Below are 17,989 nucleotides of genomic sequence, written 5' to 3'. Positions count from 1 at the left end.
CCCCCACGGACCCACGCGAGAGTGATCTCGCCGTCCCCGGCGCTGACCGGCCCCGAGGAAGACAGCGCCGAAACCCGCCGCTGGGGGCCTGCCGTCTGCTGCGCAGGGCTCCCGCCACCCGATCCCAGCCGCCGACTCGCGCCGCCACCCCCTCCTCTCGCTCCGGCTCCCACCGGGGCGCCCCCCTGCCGCCGACCCCCGCGGCCAGTCCCTCCTCTCGCCCTGACTCACGCGCCCGCCCCCTTCCCACCCGGCTCCCGCCGCGCGAGCCCCAACCGCCGGCTCCCGCCGCCAAGGGACGCGGTCTGGGCAGGCCCGGCGCTGATCAGGACCGCCTTCACACACCCCTCCTCGCACCCCGACTCCCACCGCCCCCCGCAGCCGACCCCCTCCCGCCCGGTTCCCACCGCCCCCTCTCGCCCCGCCTCCCCGTCCTCACCGACAATGAGGCGGTGACCGGCTCCGATGTCTTCGCGGCTCTGCGCCCCCGGCTGCCCTCGCCGCTGGACGAGGTGGTGGACGCGCGGTTCGAGCGGCACGGTGTGCGGCTGCTGCTCAAGCGGGACGACCTGATCCACCCGGAGCTGATCGGCAACAAGTGGCGCAAGCTGGCGCCCAACCTCCGGGCCGCGGCGGGCCGTACGGTGGTCACCTTCGGCGGCGCCTACTCCAACCATCTGCGGGCCACCGCCGCCGCGGGCCGGCTGCTCGGGCTGGACACCGTGGGCGTGGTGCGCGGCGAGGAACTGGCCGGACGGCCCCTGAACCCCTCCCTGGCCCGGTGCGCGGACGACGGCATGCGGCTGCACTTCGTCGACAGGACGACATATCGCCGTAAGACCGAGCCCGACGTCCTCGCGGCGATCCTGCGCGCCGCGCACGCCGAGGGCGCGTACGTCGTCCCGGAGGGCGGCAGCAACGCGGCCGCGGTCCGCGGCTGTACGGCGCTCGGCGAGGAACTGCGCGGCCACGCGGACGTGGTGGCCGTCGCCTGCGGCACGGGCGGCACCCTCGCCGGACTGGCCGCGGGCCTCGGCCCTCACGCGCGCGTGATCGGCGTGCCCGTGCTCAGGGGCGGCTTCCTCGGGGAGGAGATACGGGCCCTTCAGCGGCGGGCCTTCGGCGGGCCACGCGGTGACTGGTCGCTGGACGACCGCTTCCACTTCGGCGGCTACGCCCGTACGACACCGGAGCTGGACGCCTTCGCCGAGGACTTCGAGGACCGGCACGGACTGCCCGTGGAGCGTCTGTATGTCGCCAAGTCGCTCTACGGACTGCTGACGCTCACCGAGGAGGGCGCCTTCGCGCGCGGGACGACCCTCGCGGCCGTGGTCACCGGCCGCCCCTTCCCCTGAGCCGCCCGGCCGCTCGGGCTCAGCTCGCCTCCCGGAACGCCGCCGCCTCCTCCAGGTCCAGCCGGCGCAGCAGGGTGCGCAGCATCTCGTCGTCGATGTAGCGCAGGTCGCGCAGCTTGACGAAGACCTCGCGCTCGGCGCCGATCATCTCGCGGGACAGGCGGCGGTAGGTGTCGTCGGCGGTCTCGCCGGTGACCGGGTTGGGCTGGCCGAGGCGTTCCCAGACGGAGTTGCGGCGGCGTTCCAGGACCGTGCGCAGGCGGTCGGCGAGGGGGCCCGGCAGGGCGTTGCGCTCGTCGGCCAGCAGGTCGTCCAGGCGCTGTTCGGCGGCTCGGGACGCCTGCGCCTGGGCGTTGGCCTCGGCGAGCGTCTCGGCCTGTACGTCGCGCCCGGGGAGCTTCAGCAGGCGGATCAGCGGGGGCAGGGTGAGGCCCTGGACGACGAGGGTGCCGATGACGGTCGTGAAGGTGAGGAAGAGGATCAGATTGCGGCCGGGGAAGGGTTCTTCGCCCTCCATGGTCACCGGGATGGAGAAGGCGATGGCGAGCGAGACCACGCCCCGCATGCCGGCCCAGGAGATGATGAACGCGCCCTTCCAGGTGGGGTTGTCCTCGCGCTTGCGGATCCGCGCGGACAGCATTCTGGGCAGGAAGGTCGCCGGGTACACCCAGATGAACCGGGTCGCGACCACGACGACGAAGACGGCCACCGCGTACCAGGCGGCGTCGCCGCCCTCGTACTCCCCGAGGCCGCGCAGCACCACGGGCAGTTGCAGGCCGATGAGCGCGAACACCGAGGATTCCAGGACGAAGGCGACCATCTTCCAGACCGCCTCCTCCTGGAGGCGGGTGGCGAAGTCGACCTCCCACGCGCGGTGTCCGAGATAGAGGGCGACGACCACGACGGCGAGCACACCGGAGGCGTGCACCTGCTCGGCGACGGCGTAGGCGACGAACGGGATGAGCAGCGAGAGGGTGTTCTGGAGCAGCGCCTCCTTCAGGTGGGTGCGCAGCCAGTGCAGCGGCACCATCAGCAGCAGTCCGATGCCGATGCCGCCGATCGCCGCCACCAGGAACTCGCCCACTCCCCCGGCCCAGCTCGCCCCCTCCCCGACGGCCGCCGCGACGGCGACGCGGTAGGCGGTGATGGCGGTGGCGTCGTTCACCAGGGACTCGCCCTGAAGGATCGTGGTGATCCGGGACGGCAGTCCCACCCGGCGCGCCACGGCCGTCGCCGCGACGGCGTCCGGCGGGGCCACGACCGCGCCCAGCACCAGCGCGGCGGTGAGCGGCAGATCGGGGATGAGCAGATAGGCCGCCCAGCCGACCGCGAAGGTCGCGAACAGCACATAGCCCACCGACAGCAGTGTCACCGGCCGCAGTTGAGCGCGCAGATCGAGGTAGGAGCTGTCGATGGCGGCGGTGTACAGCAGCGGCGGCAGCATGAGCGGCAGCACGATGTGCGGGTCGAGGTGGTAGTCGGGCACGCCGGGGGCGTACGACAGGGCGAGGCCCGCGGCCACCAGCAGCAGCGGTGCCGGTACGGGGGTGCGGCGGGCGGCTCCCGCCACCGCCGCGCTGCCCGCGACCAGCAACAGCAGTGGCATCACGTCCATGGTCCTCGCCCACCCTCGTTTTTCCGCGCGGTCATGCGCACGCCCGTCGTAACCTGGCAATCATGAAACAGTGCACGCACGCCGACGCGCTGCCGCACCCGGAACCGGGCCCGCTGACCGACACCTGTCCGGAGTGCCGGGCGGCCGGTACGCACCCCGTGCAGCTTCGGCTGTGCCTGACCTGCGGCCATGTCGGCTGCTGCGACTCCTCGCAGGGGCGGCACGCCACCGCCCACTACAAGGAGAGCGGCCACCCGGTGATGCGCACCTTCGAGCCCGGCGAGGACTGGCGCTGGTGCTTCGAGGACCACGTACTCGTGTGACCTCCGGGGCATCTCGTGTGACCCTGGAGCGGGACGGTTCGACTCTCTGACGTCTGGGTACGTCAACCCGGCGCACGCTCTTCCCATTTGGGCCCGCCGAACCCCTAGACACGGAGCGTATACAGAGGTTTACTGTGAGTGACGCCAGGGGGTTGGGGTCCCGGGGACAGTACGGTCGAGAGCGCGATAGCGTCACCGCTGAACCACACATCGCGTTACCCCGGGGGGCGATCCCTCGGCTCCGAACAGCTTGTACCACCTTGGAGGTGAGGGTGTCCCAGATCGCAGGCGAGCCCGCAACCCAGGACTTCGTGGAAGTCCGGCTGCCGGCCGCGGGTGCCTACCTGTCGGTGCTGCGGACGGCCACGGCCGGACTCGCGGCCCGTTTGGACTTCACCCTCGACGAGATCGAGGACCTGCGCATCGCGGTGGACGAGGCATGCGCGATCCTGCTCCAGCAGGCCGTGCCCGGCTCCGTGCTCAGCTGTGTCTTCCGCCTCGTCGACGACTCGCTCGAAGTCACCGTCTCGGCACCGACCACGGACGGCCACGCCCCCTCGCGCGACACCTTCGCCTGGACCGTGCTGTCCGCCCTCGCGGGCAAGGTCTCCTCGGCGGTGGACGAGGACAAAACCGTTTCGATCAGCCTCTACAAACAGCGCGGCGCGGGACCCGGGCCGGCGTGAGGGACGGGGACGGGCCGGTGCGGGACGAAGAGCGCGTCACACGGGAGCTGCCGACCGACGACGGGGCCAGCCCCTTCTCAAGCGCGGCCGAGGGCCTCGGACAGGCCGGCCGGACCGGGACGTCCGGGCGGCCCGGACAGCCCGGCCCGGACGGTGCACGGCGCACGGCCGACGGTATCGACGGCATCCCCGAGCAGGCCCGGCCGCATCCGGAGGAGCCGTCCCCGGCGACCGGCGGCGACGGGCGGCAGGGCGACGGCGTCGGGGCCGGCGCCGCACGGAGCACGCCCGAGCAGGGGCGCGACGGGGTCCGCCCGGTCCGGGAGGCGAGGGCTCGAAAGAGGGCGACGGGCGGGACGATGAGCGAGCACGAGCGAAATTCCGAGGACCAGACCCCGGCCGCACCGGGCGCGCACCACGACCCGCAGGACCGCAGCGGGGCACGCGCACTGTTCCTGGAGCTGCGCGAGCTGAAGGAGGGCAGCCCCGAGTACGCGGAGCTGCGCAACCGGCTGGTCCGCATGCATCTGCCGCTCGTCGAGCATCTGGCCCGCCGCTTCCGCAACCGCGGCGAGCCGCTGGACGACCTCACCCAGGTCGCCACCATCGGCCTGATCAAGTCGGTCGACCGGTTCGACCCCGACCGGGGCGTGGAGTTCTCGACGTACGCCACCCCGACGGTCGTCGGCGAGATCAAGCGGCACTTCCGCGACAAGGGCTGGGCGGTCCGTGTGCCGCGCCGGCTCCAGGAGCTGCGGCTGTCGCTGACGACGGCCACGGCGGAGCTGTCCCAGCTGCACGGCCGCTCGCCCACGGTGCACGAGCTCGCCGAGAAGCTGGCGATCTCGGAGGAGGAGGTCCTGGAGGGGCTGGAGTCGGCCAACGCGTACTCCACGCTCTCCCTGGACGTCCCCGACACCGACGACGAGTCCCCGGCGGTCGCGGACACCCTGGGCGCGGAGGACGAGGCGCTGGAGGGCGTCGAGTACCGCGAGTCCCTCAAGCCGCTGCTGGAGGATCTGCCGCCCCGCGAGAAGCGGATCCTGCTGCTGCGGTTCTTCGGGAACATGACCCAGTCCCAGATCGCCCAGGAGGTCGGCATCTCCCAGATGCACGTCTCCCGGCTGCTGGCCCGCACACTGGCCCAGCTGCGGGAGAAGCTTCTGGTGGAGGAGTGACGAAGGCTCCGCCCGCGCCTCACGGAAGGCCGGGCCTGACGGAAGGCCGAGGCGAGGGGGCCGGCCGCGGTCGGTGAAGGCCGGGTCCGGCCATGGGATCGGCCGCGGCTGACCGGACGTCCCACCGGGGGGTGTCCCGGACGTCCCACCGGGGGTGTACCGCACACGCGGACACCCCCTGGGCGTCACTTCTCCGCGCCGCGCGGGTTCTCGATGCCCAGCGCCGCCCGGGTGTCCGGGTGGAGCAGCAGGGAGAGGGACAGCACGGCGACGACCCCGAGGACGATGCCGGCCGGGATGGCGATGCTGTCGGCCTGGAGCAGGTTGTAGGCCACCGGCAGGGCCATGAGCTGGGTGACGAGGGCGGGCCCTCGGCTCCAGCTGCGCCGGGCGAGCAGGCCCCGTGCGGCGATCAGCGGCAGCAGGGCCATGACGAGCAGCGTGATGCCGCCGGTCACGGCCTGCCGGCGGTTGTCGGCGTCGCCGCTCAGCCCGAGGACGAGGATCCAGACGCCGCCGATCACCAGCGCGAGCCCCTCCAGCCCGGCAAGTGCTGCGGCGTACGTCAGCCGCCGGGGACGAGGGCCGGTGACGTCCGTGGTGGTGGGGGTCTGTTCACTGGTCACCCCAGCAGGGTAGCGGCCACCGCCCCGGCGCCCGTGTCGAGGTTCACGCCTGTTTGTCTGATCTGATCCAGACCTCGGTCTGGGCTCGGTACCGCCCAGTAGGTAGTGTGCAACGCATGCGTGCACTTCTCGTGGTCAATCCGGCGGCAACCACCACAAGCGCACGTACGCGCGATGTGCTGATCCATGCCCTCGCCAGTGAGATGAAGCTGGAGGCGGTGACCACCGAGTACCGCGGGCATGCGCGCGACCTCGGACGGCTGGCGGCCGAGAGCGACGACATCGACCTGGTGGTGGCCCTCGGCGGCGACGGCACGGTCAACGAGGTCGTCAACGGCCTGCTGCACGCCGGCCCCGACCCCGAGCATCTGCCGGGTCTCGCGGTGGTCCCCGGTGGCTCCACCAATGTCTTCGCCCGCGCCCTCGGCCTGCCCAACGACGCGGTCGAGGCGACCGGCGCCCTGCTCGACGCCCTGCGCGAGGGCAGCGAACGCACGGTCGGGCTCGGACTGACCTCGGGCACGCCGGGCACCGAGGACGAAGGGGTGCCGGCGCGCTGGTTCACCTTCAACGCGGGCCTCGGCTTCGACGCCGGTGTGGTCGGCCGCGTCGAGCAGCAGCGTGAGCGCGGCAAGAAATCGACGCACGCGCTCTACATCCGCCAGGCCCTGCGTCAGTTCCTGGGTGAGCCGCACCGCAGACACGGCACGATCACGCTTGAGGCGCCCGGCGAGGAGCCGGTGAGCGATCTGGTGCTGTCCATAGTCTGCAACACGTCCCCGTGGACGTATCTGGGCAATCGTCCGGTGTACGCGTCGCCTAAGGCGTCGTTCGATACCGGCCTCGACGTACTCGGCCTCAGCCGGCTGTCCACGGCCGCGGTTGCCCGGTATGCGACCCAGTTGCTCACTTCGTCCCCGGAGCGCGGACCCCAGGGGAAGCACGCGGTCTCGCTGCACGATCTGAGTGAGTTCACCTTGCATTCGAAGGTCCCGCTGCCCCTCCAGATGGACGGTGACCATCTGGGGCTGCGTACCAGCGTGACGTTCACAGGTGTACGCCGTGCACTGCGTGTGATTGTGTGAGCAGAAGGGGCTAAAGTCCTTTCACTCGAACGTTTAGGCCAGGATCCACCCCATGGAAGTACGGCTGTGACCTAGTCGACACCGAGGAATCAAAAAAAACTTTCCGGAAGGGGTTGTATCCGCCGCTGAGGTTTGCGAGTCTCTACGTGGCGATCGGGACAGCCCGCAACACCGGCTAGCACAGATCACCGGAACCCCTCTCAAAACCAAGGACCACGCCAGGGAACCTGGCGGTCGGCCCTTCCCTTGTTGAGGGATTCGTGAAAGCGTTCACATTCACAAGCATCCTGCACAGTCATACCAAGGAGAGGTAGCAGCCATGGACTGGCGTCACAACGCCGTTTGCCGCGAGGAAGACCCCGAGCTCTTCTTCCCCATCGGCAACACCGGTCCTGCGCTGCTGCAGATCGAGGAAGCCAAGGCCGTCTGCCGTCGCTGCCCGGTGATCGAGCAGTGTCTGCAGTGGGCGCTCGAGTCCGGTCAGGACTCCGGCGTCTGGGGTGGTCTCAGCGAGGACGAGCGCCGCGCCATGAAGCGCCGCGCCGCCCGCAACCGGGCCCGTCAGGCCTCCGCCTGACACACCCACCCCGCTGGCTGAGCTTGGCGGCGCGTGTACCTGTCGGCGTCACACCACCGACAGCGAGTACGCCGGCGCCGCCCCCGAGCACGCAGCGCGCAGTACCCCCGATGCGCTAACACAACAGCAGCAGCGAGCACGAGCCTCGGACCACTGGATGGTCCGGGGCTCTTTGCTGTGCCCGGCGGTGCACCTGGTGACCGGCTTCGCGGTGGCCCACGTCACCGTGGGCCCGTTTCCCCGATGCGCCTACTTCTGCGCCCGCACCGGAATGTCCAGGATCACCTGGCAGCCGCGCTCCGGCGCCGGGACCATGTCGAAGCTGCCGCCCAACTCGCCCTCCACCAGGGTCCGTACGATCTGCAGGCCGAGGTTTCCGGCAGTGCGCGCGTCGAAGCCGGGCGGCAGGCCGACGCCGTCGTCCTGGACGGTGACGAGGAGGCGGGCCTCCTTCGTCGTACCGCCGCGGACCGCCGAGACCTCGACGGTGCCGGTGTCGCCCTCGCGGAAGCCGTGCTCCAGCGCGTTCTGCAGCACCTCGGTCAGGACCATCGACAGCGGGGTGGCGACCTCGGCGTCCAGGATGCCGAAGCGGCCGGTGCGCCGGCCGGTGACCTTGCCCGGCGAGATCTCGGCGACCATCGCGAGGACACGGTCGGCGATCTCGTCGAACTCCACCCGCTCGTCCAGGTTCTGGGACAGCGTCTCATGCACGATCGCGATCGAGCCGACCCGGCGTACGGCCTCTTCGAGGGCGGCGCGGCCGCGTTCGGACTCGATACGGCGGGCCTGGAGGCGCAGCAGGGCGGCGACCGTCTGGAGATTGTTCTTCACCCGGTGGTGGATCTCCCGGATGGTCGCGTCCTTGGTGATCAACTCGCGTTCGCGGCGGCGCAGTTCGGTGACGTCCCGGAGCAGCACGAGGGAACCGATGCGGGTGCCCTTGGGCTTGAGCGGGATGGCCCGGAACTGGATCACTCCGTCGCTGGACTCGATCTCGAACTCGCGCGGCGCCCAGCCGCTGGCGACCTTGGCGAGCGCCTCGTCCACCGGGCCGCGGGTGGGGGCGAGTTCGGCGGTGGTCTGGCCGAGGTCCTGGCCGACCAGGTCGGCGGCGAGACCGAGGCGGTGGTAGGCGGACAGCGCGTTGGGCGAGGCGTACTGGACGATGCCGTCGGCGTCGAGCCGGATCAGGCCGTCGCCCACGCGGGGCGAGGCGTCCATGTCGACCTGCTGGTTCGGGAACGGGAACGCGCCGGCCGCGATCATCTGGGCGAGGTCGGAGGCGGACTGGAGGTAGGTCAGCTCCAGCCGGCTCGGGGTGCGCACGGTGAGCAGGTTGGTGTTGCGCGCGATGACACCGAGGACGCGGCCCTCGCGTCGTACGGGGATCGACTCGACCCGTACGGGGACCTCCTCGCGCCACTCGGGGTCGCCCTCGCGCACGATCCGGCCCTCGTCGAGCGCCGCGTCCAGCATCGGGCGGCGGCCGCGCGGCACGAGGTGGCCGACCATGTCGTCCTGGTAGGAGGTGGGGCCGGTGTTCGGCCGCATCTGGGCGACGGAGACATAGCGGGTGCCGTCGCGGGTGGGGACCCACAGGACCAGGTCGGCGAAGGACAGGTCGGAGAGCAGCTGCCACTCCGAGACCAGCAGATGGAGCCACTCGAGGTCGGAGTCGTCGAGGGCGGTGTGCTGGCGGACCAGTTCGTTCATGGAGGGCACGTCTTGGAGCGTACCTGGGGGTTTGTACGGCGCTGAAATACGCGGTCTCGTACGGCCCCGAAGACACCCGCGGGCCGCGGCGCCTGGGAGGGACCCTCAACCCTCCCGGCACCGCAGCCCGGAGCAGCAACGGCCGGGGGGTGTGCGGTCCCGTCGGCCGAAGGTGAGGAGCCGGGGCAGTCAGGGCAGAGAGCCGCCGGTTCCTCGTTCCGTCCTCCTGTGCGGGGAAGACGGAGGCTTGTCTGTCGTGCTCGTTCCCTTGACGCCATTGTGGACTAGACCATTGGACGTGTCCATGCGTCGGAACATGTTTATGTTGTCGGCGGCAGCCTAACCCGCCGGGCTCAGCTACGGGGCCAGATGGACAGGGCAATTTCGGCGAGCGCCTGAAGTTCTTCGCGGCTGGCGCCGTCCCGCGCCTGTTGCGACATGCCCTGGAAGACCGCTCCGGTGTGCCGGGCGAGCGCGGCGGCGTCGGTGTCGGCGGGCAGCTCCCCCGCGGCGATGTCCGCCCGGATCCGGCTCTCTATGGCGGCGATGTTGGCGTTGCGCCGCTTGCGCAGGGACTCCTCCACCTCCGGCGTGGTGCAGTTGGTGGCCGCGTGGATGACCAGGCAGCCGTGCGGTCGGCCGGGCTCGGTGAACTCCACGGCCGCCTCCCGCAGGACGCGCTCGACCCCGGACCGGGCGGTGGGCTCCTCGGTGAGGGCGCGCAGGGGGAAGGCGCCGTAGCGCTCCCCGTACCTCTCCACCACCTCGGCGAACAGGGCCTGCTTGTCCCCGAAGGCCGCGTAGAGGCTGGGGGCGCCGATGCCCATGGCGCGGGTGAGGTCGGAGACGGACGTGGCCTCGTAGCCGTGTGCCCAGAACGCCATGATCGCCTTCTCCAGCGCCGTCTCGCGGTCGAAGGAGCGGGGGCGGCCGCGGGGCTTCGGGGTGGAGGCGGATCGGGGGGTGCTCACCATGGGGTGCATTTTATAGCGGGGGCTAGAGAAATGTCGGCGGTGTGCTGTACGGTTCTTTCTGTAACGACCGCTAGAGAAATCGGCCCGAGGGAAGGGGGGCGCGCTCATGGGCGTGCTCGCAGGCAGGACCGCACTCGTCACGGGGGCGAGCAGGGGGATCGGACGGGGCATCGCCGAGCGCCTGGCGCGTGACGGGGCGCGGGTGGCCGTGCACTACGGCAGCAACGAGGCGGCGGCGAAGGAGACGGTGACCGCGATCGAGGAGGCCGGCGGGTCGGCCTTCGCGATCGGCGCCGAACTGGGCGTGCCCGGGGACGCGGCGCGCCTGTGGGAGGAGTTCGACCGGCACGCGGACGGGCTGGACATCCTGGTGAACAACGCGGGGATCGGGACGTCCCGCCCCTTCGAGCAGATCGACGAGGCGGAGTACGACCGGCTCTTCGCGGTCAATGTGAAGGCGCCGCACTTCCTCGTCCAGCAGGGGCTCACCCGCCTGCGGGACGGCGGGCGGATCGTGAACATATCGTCCGGCCTCTCCCGTACGGCCCTGATGCCCCAGGTGATGACCTACGCCATGACCAAGGGCGCGCTCGACGTCCTCACCCGTGACCTCGCCAAGCTGCTGGGACCTCGGGGCATCACGGTGAACTCCGTCGCGCCCGGCATCGTCGACACCGACATCAACGCCGGCTGGCTGCGCGCGAGCGACGAGGCGTGGCAGGGCGCCGCCGGGTTCTCGGCGCTCGGCCGGGTCGGCACTCCCGCCGACATCGCCGACGCCGTCGCCTTCCTCGCCTCGGACGACGGCCGCTGGGTGACGGGGCACTGGCTGGACGCGACGGGGGGCTCGATGCCGTAGCGCCGCCGAACCGGTGCGACGGGGTCAGCCCTCCGGGCGGGACCGGCTCAGCTCGTACAGGGTGTTCAGGCTGCGCAGGAAGGCCGCGCGGTCGGCGGCGGGGAGCCGTCCGAGGAGGCGCTCCTCACCCTCCTGGACGGCGGCCCGGACGGTGTCCCTGAGGCGGCGGCCCTCGGGGGTGAGGGAGAGCAGACGGGCACGGCGGTCCTCGGGGTCGGGCCGGCGGGTCAGCAGACCGCGCGACTCCAGATCGTCGAGGACGGCGATGATCCGGGTCTTGTCGGCGTGGATGGCCTCGGCCAGCGCGGCCTGGGTGCGCACCGGCGTCTCGTCGAGGTGGGAGAGCACCGCGTACGCCCACAGGGTCAGGCCGTGGGCGTCCAGGACCGGACGCTCGGCGGCCAGCAGGGCGCGTCCCAGCGGGACGACCAGCGCGGCCAGGTCGGGCCGGGGGGCTTGCGAGGGGCCAGCGTTCATGGCGATCAACGTACCGTTGACAAAAACATAGGCACACGCGGATCGTAGGCACATGCTTATGAAACTGCGGCGATCGGCCTGGACGCCCGGGCCCGACCACGAGCGGCGCGGCCCGGTCCTGGTGAGCGTGACCGACTTCCGCCTCGGCACGCTCAGGGACCTGCCCGGGGTGTACCGCGCCGCTCGGCGGCTCGCCCTCGGGTGGCCGCAGCTGGAGGGGGCGCACGGAATGTGGCTGTGGGTGCGGCCCGCCGCACGCCGGTGCGGGGCCGTGGCGGTCTGGCGGGACGAGGAGGCGCTGCGGGGGTTCGTGGGGTGGCCGCCCCATGTCGAGATCATGCGCGCGTACCGGGGAAGGGGGACCCTGAGGACGACGACCTGGCAGTCGGACGGCTTCGATCCGGTGGAGATCTGGGCGCGCGCCCGCAGCGGGACGCTGGCCCGGCTCCCCCGGCTGCCGCGCCCCTGAACCGCATGGGCACGCCTGGCCGATTCTGTTAGATTGGTCTAAACCACATAGTCCTACCGGGCCCTCCTCCAGCCCCCTCCTCAGAACGGCAGGCCAGCGTGGAAGTTGTCATCGTTCCGGACGCCGCAGCGGGTGGCGAGCTCATCGCCGAGGCCATGGCGCAACTGCTCCGACGCAAGCCCGACGCCCTGCTCGGCGTCGCCACCGGCTCGACCCCGCTGCCCATCTACCAGGCGCTGACGGCGAAGGTGCGCTCCGGTGCCGTGGACGCCTCCCGGGCGAGGATCGCGCAGCTCGACGAGTACGTCGGGCTGCCCGCCGACCATCCCGAGTCCTACCGCTCGGTGCTGCGCCGCGAGGTGCTGGAGCCGCTGGGCATCCCGATGGAGTCCTTCATGGGTCCGGACGGTACGGCGGAGGACGTCCAGGCCGCGTGCGAGGCGTACGACAGGGCTCTCGCGGGGGCCGGAGGGGTCGATCTCCAGCTGCTCGGGATCGGGACGGACGGGCACATCGGGTTCAACGAGCCGTGCTCGTCGCTGGCCTCGCGGACGCGGATCAAGACGCTGACCGAGCAGACGCGGGTGGACAACGCGCGGTTCTTCGACGGGGACATCGCGCAGGTGCCGCACCATGTGATCACCCAGGGGATCGGGACGATCCTGGAGGCGCGGCATCTGGTGCTGCTGGCGACGGGCGAGGGCAAGGCCGACGCCGTGGCGGCGACGGTGGAGGGGCCGGTCGCGGCGGTGTGCCCGGCGTCGGCGTTGCAGTTGCATCCGCATGCGACCGTCGTGGTGGACGAGGCCGCCGCGTCCAAGCTGAAGCTGGCGGACTACTTCCGGCACACGTATGCCAACAAGCCGGAGTGGCAGGGGATCTAGCGGATTCGTCTGCCGGTTCTCCTGTCTTCGGGGTGCGGGGTGTCTGTGGCTTGTCGCGCAGTTCCCCGCGCCCCTCAGGTGCGCCCCCTCCCGGCACGCCAAGAAGGCGCCGGTTCCCCTCCCGTGGGAACCGGCGCCTTCGGTCGTGCAGGGGCTATGCGCCCGCTATGACCTCCGCCGCGGCTCGGCCGCAGACGCGGGCCGCTCCGTGGGTGGCGATGTGGAGGGCGCCTCTCGGCGGGGCCTGCGGGAGGCCCATCTCCACCACGATCGTGTCGGGGCGTTCGCGGAGGAGGGTGTCCAGGGCCGTGGACATCCAGGGGTGGCGGTGTTCGTCGCGGACGAGTGCCACGATCCTGCGCTCCCCCGCCGCCTTCAGGGCGGCCTGGCCGGCGTCCTCGCCGGTGTGGGTGCCCGCCTCGGTGCCGGGGAGCAGCCCCGAGAGTTCCGCTGCCACTCCCCAGGGGGTCTCGTCGCCCACGGCGATGTTGGCGACCGGCGTGAAGGCGGCCACGTAGGGCGCCTGGGTGAGCGGGGTGAAGGCGCTCGCGCCGGTGCGGCGCAGGGCGCGGCGGGCGGCGGCCAGGCCGATCTCGGGGTCGGCGCCCCCGGCCGCTCCCCCGGCGCCCGCCGCCGTCCAGCGGGCCAGCCTGCGGACGCGTTCCGCGGCGTCGGCGAGGCGTTCCTCGGGGAGTTCCCCGGTGCGGACGGCGGTGACGAGGGCGTCGCGCAGACGGCGTACGGTCTCGTCGTCGGCAAGGCCGCCGCCCACGCAGATGGCGTCGGCTCCGGCGGCGACGGCGAGGACGCTGCCGCGTTCGATGCCGTAGGTGGAGGAGATGGCCTGCATCTCCATCCCGTCGGTGACGATGAGGCCGTCGTAGCCGAGCTCGTCGCGCAGCAGACCGGTGAGGATGCGGCGGGACAGCGTCGCCGGGTGCTCCGGGTCCAGGGCCGGGACCAGGATGTGGGCGCTCATCACGGCGCGGGTGCCGGCGGCCATCGCCGCGCGGAACGGGGCCAGTTCGCGCTCGGCCAGCGTGGCGGCGTCGGCGTCGATGCGGGGCAGGGCGTGGTGGGAGTCGACGTTGGTGTCGCCGTGCCCGGGGAAGTGCTTGGTGCAGGCGGCGACGCCGGCCGACTGCAGGCCCGTCACATAGGCCGCGGTGTGCCGGGCGACCAGCTGCGGGTCGGAGCCGAAGGAGCGGACGCCGATGACCGGGTTGTCGGCGTTGGAGTTGACGTCGGCGGACGGGGCCCAGTTGAAGTTGACGCCGCAGGCGGCGAGCCGACGGCCGAGTTCGGCGGCGACCTCGCGGGTCAGGTCGGTGTCGTCGACCGCGCCGAGGGCGTTGTTGCCGGGGAAGCTCGATCCCGTGCGCACCTCCAGGCGGGTGACGTCGCCACCCTCCTCGTCGATGGCGACCAGGACGTCGTCCCGCTCGGCGCGCAACTGGGCGGTCAGCGCCGCCAGTTGCTCGGGCGAGGCGATGTTGCGGCCGAACAGGCCGACGGAGGCCAGGCCCTCGCCGAGACGGCGCAGCAGCCAGTCGGGGGCGGTGGTGCCGGGGAAGCCGGGCTGGAGGACCGTCAGCGCGTCACGGGTCAGAGTGTCGATGCCGCTGGCGAATGTCGTCATCGGATGGCGTTATCCCTTCACGGCGCCGGCGGTGAGACCCGCGGCCATCTTGCGCTGGACGAGGAGGAAGAGGACGACGATCGGCACGGCCATCATGGTGGCGCCGGCCATCATCGGGGCGTACTCGGTGCCGTGCTTGGTGGTGAAGTTGCCGAGCCAGACGGTGGCGGTCTGGTTCTGCTGGCTGAGCAGCATCAGGGCGTAGAGGTACTCGTTCCATGCCTGGATGAAGCCGTAGACGGAGGTGGCGACGAGGCCGGGGGCGAGCAGCGGGAAGACGACGCGGACGAAGGCGCCGGTGCGGGAGCAGCCGTCGACCATCGCGGCCTCCTCCAGCTCCTTGGGGATGTTGACGATGAAGCCGCGCAGGGTCCACACCGTGAACGGGAGGACGAAGGTCAGGTACGTGATGATCAGGCCGGTGAGCCTGTCGTACTGCCCGAGGTCGTTGAGCAGCAGGAACACCGGGATGATCATGGCGACCAGCGGGACCATCTGGACCGCGAGGATGCCGACGATGACGATCTTGCGGCCGCGGAAGGCGAACCGGGAGATCGCGAGGGCGGCGAGCAGGCCGACCACGATGCCGATCAGGACGACGACCACGGAGACGAAGAGGCTGCGGCCCACGGGCCCCCAGAAGTCGGCGATGTCCAGCGCGCGGCTGAAGTTGGACGTCGTCAGACCGGTCGGGAACAGACTGGGGTCGGGGTCGATGGCGTCCTCGGCCGGCTTGAACGCGGTGTTGAGCATCCAGTAGACCGGGAAGCCGGCGACGGCGAAGACGAACAGGCCGACGAGGTTCCAGCCGAGCTTGGAGCGCTTGCGGGAGGTCCCGGAATCGGCGCCCTTGGTGACGACCGCGCTCATTCGACCTCTCCGATCTTCAGCATCTGACGCATGTACACGGCGACCACACCGAGCAGCAGCACCACGGTGATCAGGGCGATCGCCGAGCCCTGCGCGTAGTCGTTGACCACGAACGCGCGGTCGTAGGAGTAGGTGTTGAGGATCTGGAACTCCGGCTCCGGGTGGCCGTTGCGCATCACGAACACCTGGGGGAAGACGCCCATGTCCCAGATGACCGACAGGGTCGTGAGCATCACGATGATCGGCTTGAGGATGGGCAGGGTGACGTAGCGGAACACACCCCAGGCGCCGGCGCCGTCGAGGCGTGCGGCCTCCTCCAGCTCCTTGGGGACCTGGGTGAGTCCCGCGCTGAGGGTGATCACCACGAAGGGCACGGCTCCCCAGACCACGAGCAGCATGATCACGGCCAGGCCCTGGGGGCCGCTGGCGAACCAGTTGTGGCCGATCATGTCGACGCCGGGCAGCTTGCTGAGGATCGCGTTGAGGATGCCGTAGTCGGTGTCGAAGAGCCACTTGAAGACGGTGGTCGCGACGATGACGGGCATGCCCCAACTGGCCACCAGCGCGATGTTGATCAGCGTCTTGACCCAGCCGGAGACCCGCTGGAGCAGCAGGGCGATCAGCATGCCGATGACCATGGTGAAGATCACCGCGCCGGCCGCGAAGACGATCGTGCGCAGGACGACGGTCCAGAACTCGCTGTCGCCGAGCACCTTGGAGAAGTTCTCGAAGCCCACCGACTCCGCGGGCTGGAAGCCCCACAGCTGGGGCTGGCCGAACTTCTGGAAGGAGAGGGTGACCAGGCGGACCAGCGGATAGCCCATGACCAGGGCGAGGATCAGCAGACAGGGCGCGAGCAGCAGCCAGGCGGTGGCGGCCGGGCCGTACGTCCGTTTCGCGCGGGGCCGCTCCGGTGCGGCCGGCGGCGGTGCCTGCCGCGGCGGCGGCACCTTGGCAGGGGTGGTCGTGTCGGCACTCATCGCGCGCTCCTTGGCGGTACCTCTGGCCCTACAGGTCCTACGGAAAGAAGGCGGGGCCCCGCCCGTGAACGGAGCCCCGCCTCAGGTCACTTGGTGTTGATGACCTTGTCGATCGCGGCGTCCGCTTCCTTCGCGGCGTCCTCGACCGACTTCTTGCCGGTGGCGATGGACTGCAGCATCGTCTGCAGGACCTGGGCCTTCTCGACCTGGCCCCAGCCGGGGGCCATGGGGACGAACCAGCTGGACTCGGCCGCGGTGGCCGGGACGGCCGTGGCCGGGTCGTTCTTCAGGGTGGCGAGGTCGGTCTTGTTGTTGGGCAGGTTGCCCTTGGCCATCAGGCCCTTCTGACCGGAGGCGCCGGTGAAGGCGTTGATCCACTCGGCGGCGACGTCCTGCGCGTCGGACTTCACCGGGATGGCGAGGTCGGAGCCGCCCAGGAAGACGGGGAGGTTCTTGCCGGACGGGCCGGGCATCACGAAGTTCTCGACGTTGCCCTTGAGCTTGCCGGTCTTGTCGTTCTTCGGGTCGGCGGCGGTCGCGCCCTCCCAGGCCGGGGCGAAGATCATGCCGGACTTGCCCTGGCCGTAGACGATGTAGCGGTCGGCCTCGTCCTTGGTCTTGTCGCCGTGCATGTAGGTGTCGAGGACCTTCTTGAACTCGTTCAGGCCCTTGATCGACTCCGGCGAGGACAGGCTGGCCTTCCACTGGCCGCCCTCCTCCTTGGCGATGGCGCCGCCGGCGTCGAAGACGAAGGACATGGCCGCATACCAGTCGCGGGAGGGCTGGTACCAGGCGCTGAACTTGTCGCCCTGCTTCTTCTGGACCTTGTCCAGGGCGGCGATGAGCTCCTTGTAGGTCTTCGGCGCCGCCTTCACGCCGACCTCGGCGAAGACGTCCTTGCGGAAGTTGGCCACGCGGCCGCCCGCGTAGTAGGGCACGCCGTAGGTCTTGCCCTCGTACGTCACCGAGTCCTTGAGGCCGTCCAGCCATGCCCCGGAGTTGTCGAACTTCGCCGGGTCGACCGGGGCGAACGCGCCCTTGACGACGTACGGGAGCATCTCGGTGTTGCCCATCTCGACGACGTCGGGGGCCTTGTCCGTGGCGAGGACGGCGTCGAGCTTGGCGTTCTTGTCCGGCCAGCCGTAGTACTCGTGCTTGATCTTGATGCCGGGGTGCTTCTCGGCGACCGCGTCGTCGGCGGCCTTCACCAGCTCGGGCCAGTTGTTCTGCGCATCGACGGTCAGCCAGACGGTCAGCTCCTTGGCGTCGCCGCCCTTGCCGCCGTCGCTGCCGTTGTCGTCGCTGCCCCCGCACGCCGCGATGGAGATCATCATGCCCGCGACACCGATCGCGGTTACCAGCTTGCGCTTCACGCCACCCTCCTCAGGGATGCCACAAACCCCCCTCGTCCCCGCGGTGATGGCGTCAACGCCGTGCGAACCGTCCGTGGGGCCGGGACCTGGACCAATGGTGTAGACCAGTACCCGGAGCTTGGCCCAGACCAATAGGGCTGTCAAGGGTGTTCAAGCGGGCTCCAGGCGTCCGTGATGGGACCGAGATATGCAGGGACCTTTCATTCCGCAAGCGACCAAACGGACGGACCACCGCCACTGGACCACTGGGCCGGAGCGGCGCGCTGGACTAGACCAACGGGGGCCCCACGGGTATACAGAGAG

Annotated in this window: 18 protein-coding genes; 9 read left to right on the top strand and 9 right to left on the bottom strand. The window is 70.9% G+C overall.

Annotated elements, in window-relative coordinates:
• The first annotated feature begins 452 nt into the window (after nt 1-452).
• Nucleotides 453-1,355 (top strand): 1-aminocyclopropane-1-carboxylate deaminase/D-cysteine desulfhydrase, encoded by a 903-nt coding sequence (locus ACSU6M_RS22930; RefSeq protein ID WP_437071886.1) that lies wholly within the window; start codon nt 453-455, stop codon nt 1,353-1,355.
• A 19-nt stretch (nt 1,356-1,374) separates the two neighbouring features.
• Here the strand turns inward: ACSU6M_RS22930 and ACSU6M_RS22925 are convergent, their stop codons facing one another.
• Nucleotides 1,375-2,970: a Na+/H+ antiporter gene (locus ACSU6M_RS22925; protein ID WP_437071884.1), complete on the bottom strand. Its 1,596-nt coding sequence runs from the start codon at nt 2,968-2,970 to the stop codon at nt 1,375-1,377.
• Nucleotides 2,971-3,032: 62 nt separating this feature from the next.
• Between ACSU6M_RS22925 and ACSU6M_RS22920 the strand changes: the two genes are divergently transcribed.
• From ACSU6M_RS22920 to ACSU6M_RS22910, 3 genes are all read left to right on the top strand, one after another.
• Nucleotides 3,033-3,293 (top strand): UBP-type zinc finger domain-containing protein, encoded by a 261-nt coding sequence (locus ACSU6M_RS22920; RefSeq protein ID WP_437071882.1) that lies wholly within the window; start codon nt 3,033-3,035, stop codon nt 3,291-3,293.
• Between the two features lie 272 nt (nt 3,294-3,565).
• Entirely contained in the window at nt 3,566-3,979 is a 414-nt protein-coding gene (locus tag ACSU6M_RS22915) for an anti-sigma regulatory factor (RefSeq protein ID WP_004925829.1), read from the top strand.
• A gap of 17 nt (nt 3,980-3,996) precedes the next feature.
• Complete coding sequence (locus ACSU6M_RS22910; RefSeq protein ID WP_437071880.1) at nt 3,997-5,157, top strand: SigB/SigF/SigG family RNA polymerase sigma factor; 1,161 nt, start codon at nt 3,997-3,999, stop codon at nt 5,155-5,157.
• A gap of 185 nt (nt 5,158-5,342) precedes the next feature.
• On the opposite strand, the gene ACSU6M_RS22905 is transcribed toward ACSU6M_RS22910, so the two are convergent.
• The gene (locus tag ACSU6M_RS22905; protein WP_437071878.1) at nt 5,343-5,783 is read right to left on the bottom strand and encodes a hypothetical protein; all 441 of its coding nucleotides are present in this window, start codon (nt 5,781-5,783) and stop codon (nt 5,343-5,345) included.
• A gap of 116 nt (nt 5,784-5,899) precedes the next feature.
• Here ACSU6M_RS22905 and ACSU6M_RS22900 point away from each other — a divergent pair, with 116 nt between their 5' ends.
• On the top strand, nt 5,900-6,868 hold the full coding sequence (locus ACSU6M_RS22900; RefSeq protein WP_437075310.1) for a diacylglycerol/lipid kinase family protein: 969 nt from the start codon (nt 5,900-5,902) through the stop codon (nt 6,866-6,868).
• A 319-nt stretch (nt 6,869-7,187) separates the two neighbouring features.
• A complete protein-coding gene (locus tag ACSU6M_RS22895) occupies nt 7,188-7,445 on the top strand; it encodes a WhiB family transcriptional regulator (protein WP_003992873.1) in 258 nt (85 codons plus the stop codon).
• Between the two features lie 249 nt (nt 7,446-7,694).
• Here the strand turns inward: ACSU6M_RS22895 and ACSU6M_RS22890 are convergent, their stop codons facing one another.
• Together ACSU6M_RS22890 and ACSU6M_RS22885 are read right to left on the bottom strand one after the other, a co-directional pair.
• Nucleotides 7,695-9,170: a PAS domain-containing sensor histidine kinase gene (locus ACSU6M_RS22890; protein ID WP_437071876.1), complete on the bottom strand. Its 1,476-nt coding sequence runs from the start codon at nt 9,168-9,170 to the stop codon at nt 7,695-7,697.
• 344 nt (nt 9,171-9,514) lie between these two features.
• Nucleotides 9,515-10,144, bottom strand: a complete 630-nt coding sequence (locus ACSU6M_RS22885; RefSeq protein ID WP_437071874.1) for a TetR/AcrR family transcriptional regulator — start codon at nt 10,142-10,144, stop codon at nt 9,515-9,517.
• A 97-nt stretch (nt 10,145-10,241) separates the two neighbouring features.
• Between ACSU6M_RS22885 and ACSU6M_RS22880 the strand changes: the two genes are divergently transcribed.
• Entirely contained in the window at nt 10,242-10,994 is a 753-nt protein-coding gene (locus ACSU6M_RS22880) for an SDR family oxidoreductase (protein ID WP_437071872.1), read from the top strand.
• 24 nt (nt 10,995-11,018) lie between these two features.
• Here ACSU6M_RS22880 and ACSU6M_RS22875 read toward each other — a convergent pair whose 3' ends face one another.
• The gene (locus ACSU6M_RS22875) at nt 11,019-11,471 is read right to left on the bottom strand and encodes a MarR family winged helix-turn-helix transcriptional regulator (protein ID WP_437071870.1); all 453 of its coding nucleotides are present in this window, start codon (nt 11,469-11,471) and stop codon (nt 11,019-11,021) included.
• Between the two features lie 52 nt (nt 11,472-11,523).
• Here ACSU6M_RS22875 and ACSU6M_RS22870 point away from each other — a divergent pair, with 52 nt between their 5' ends.
• Together ACSU6M_RS22870 and nagB are read left to right on the top strand one after the other, a co-directional pair.
• The gene (locus tag ACSU6M_RS22870) at nt 11,524-11,940 is read left to right on the top strand and encodes a hypothetical protein (protein WP_437071868.1); all 417 of its coding nucleotides are present in this window, start codon (nt 11,524-11,526) and stop codon (nt 11,938-11,940) included.
• A 98-nt stretch (nt 11,941-12,038) separates the two neighbouring features.
• Nucleotides 12,039-12,824: a glucosamine-6-phosphate deaminase gene (gene nagB, locus ACSU6M_RS22865; RefSeq protein WP_437071866.1), complete on the top strand. Its 786-nt coding sequence runs from the start codon at nt 12,039-12,041 to the stop codon at nt 12,822-12,824.
• 154 nt (nt 12,825-12,978) lie between these two features.
• Here the strand turns inward: nagB and ACSU6M_RS22860 are convergent, their stop codons facing one another.
• The 4 genes from ACSU6M_RS22860 to ACSU6M_RS22845 all read right to left on the bottom strand — a co-directional run bounded on the left by ACSU6M_RS22860 (nt 12,979) and on the right by ACSU6M_RS22845 (nt 17,686).
• Nucleotides 12,979-14,463, bottom strand: a complete 1,485-nt coding sequence (locus ACSU6M_RS22860) for a glycoside hydrolase family 3 protein (RefSeq protein ID WP_437071865.1) — start codon at nt 14,461-14,463, stop codon at nt 12,979-12,981.
• Nucleotides 14,464-14,472: 9 nt separating this feature from the next.
• Entirely contained in the window at nt 14,473-15,333 is an 861-nt protein-coding gene (locus ACSU6M_RS22855) for a carbohydrate ABC transporter permease (protein ID WP_437071863.1), read from the bottom strand.
• Entirely contained in the window at nt 15,330-16,313 is a 984-nt protein-coding gene (locus ACSU6M_RS22850) for a carbohydrate ABC transporter permease (RefSeq protein WP_437071861.1), read from the bottom strand. Before ACSU6M_RS22850 ends, ACSU6M_RS22855 begins: the two co-directional genes overlap by 4 nt.
• Before the next feature lie 86 nt (nt 16,314-16,399).
• Nucleotides 16,400-17,686 carry an extracellular solute-binding protein gene (locus ACSU6M_RS22845; protein WP_437071860.1) on the bottom strand — a complete coding sequence of 429 codons (1,287 nt, stop codon included), beginning with the start codon at nt 17,684-17,686 and terminating at the stop codon, nt 16,400-16,402.
• Between the last annotated feature and the right edge of the window lie 303 nt (nt 17,687-17,989).

Origin of the sequence: Streptomyces sp. enrichment culture (assembly GCF_964272895.1) — a bacterium.
GTDB lineage: Bacteria > Actinomycetota > Actinomycetes > Streptomycetales > Streptomycetaceae > Streptomyces.
Note: the sequence above shows the minus strand (reverse complement) of the source record. Positions and strands in the feature narration are given on the sequence as shown.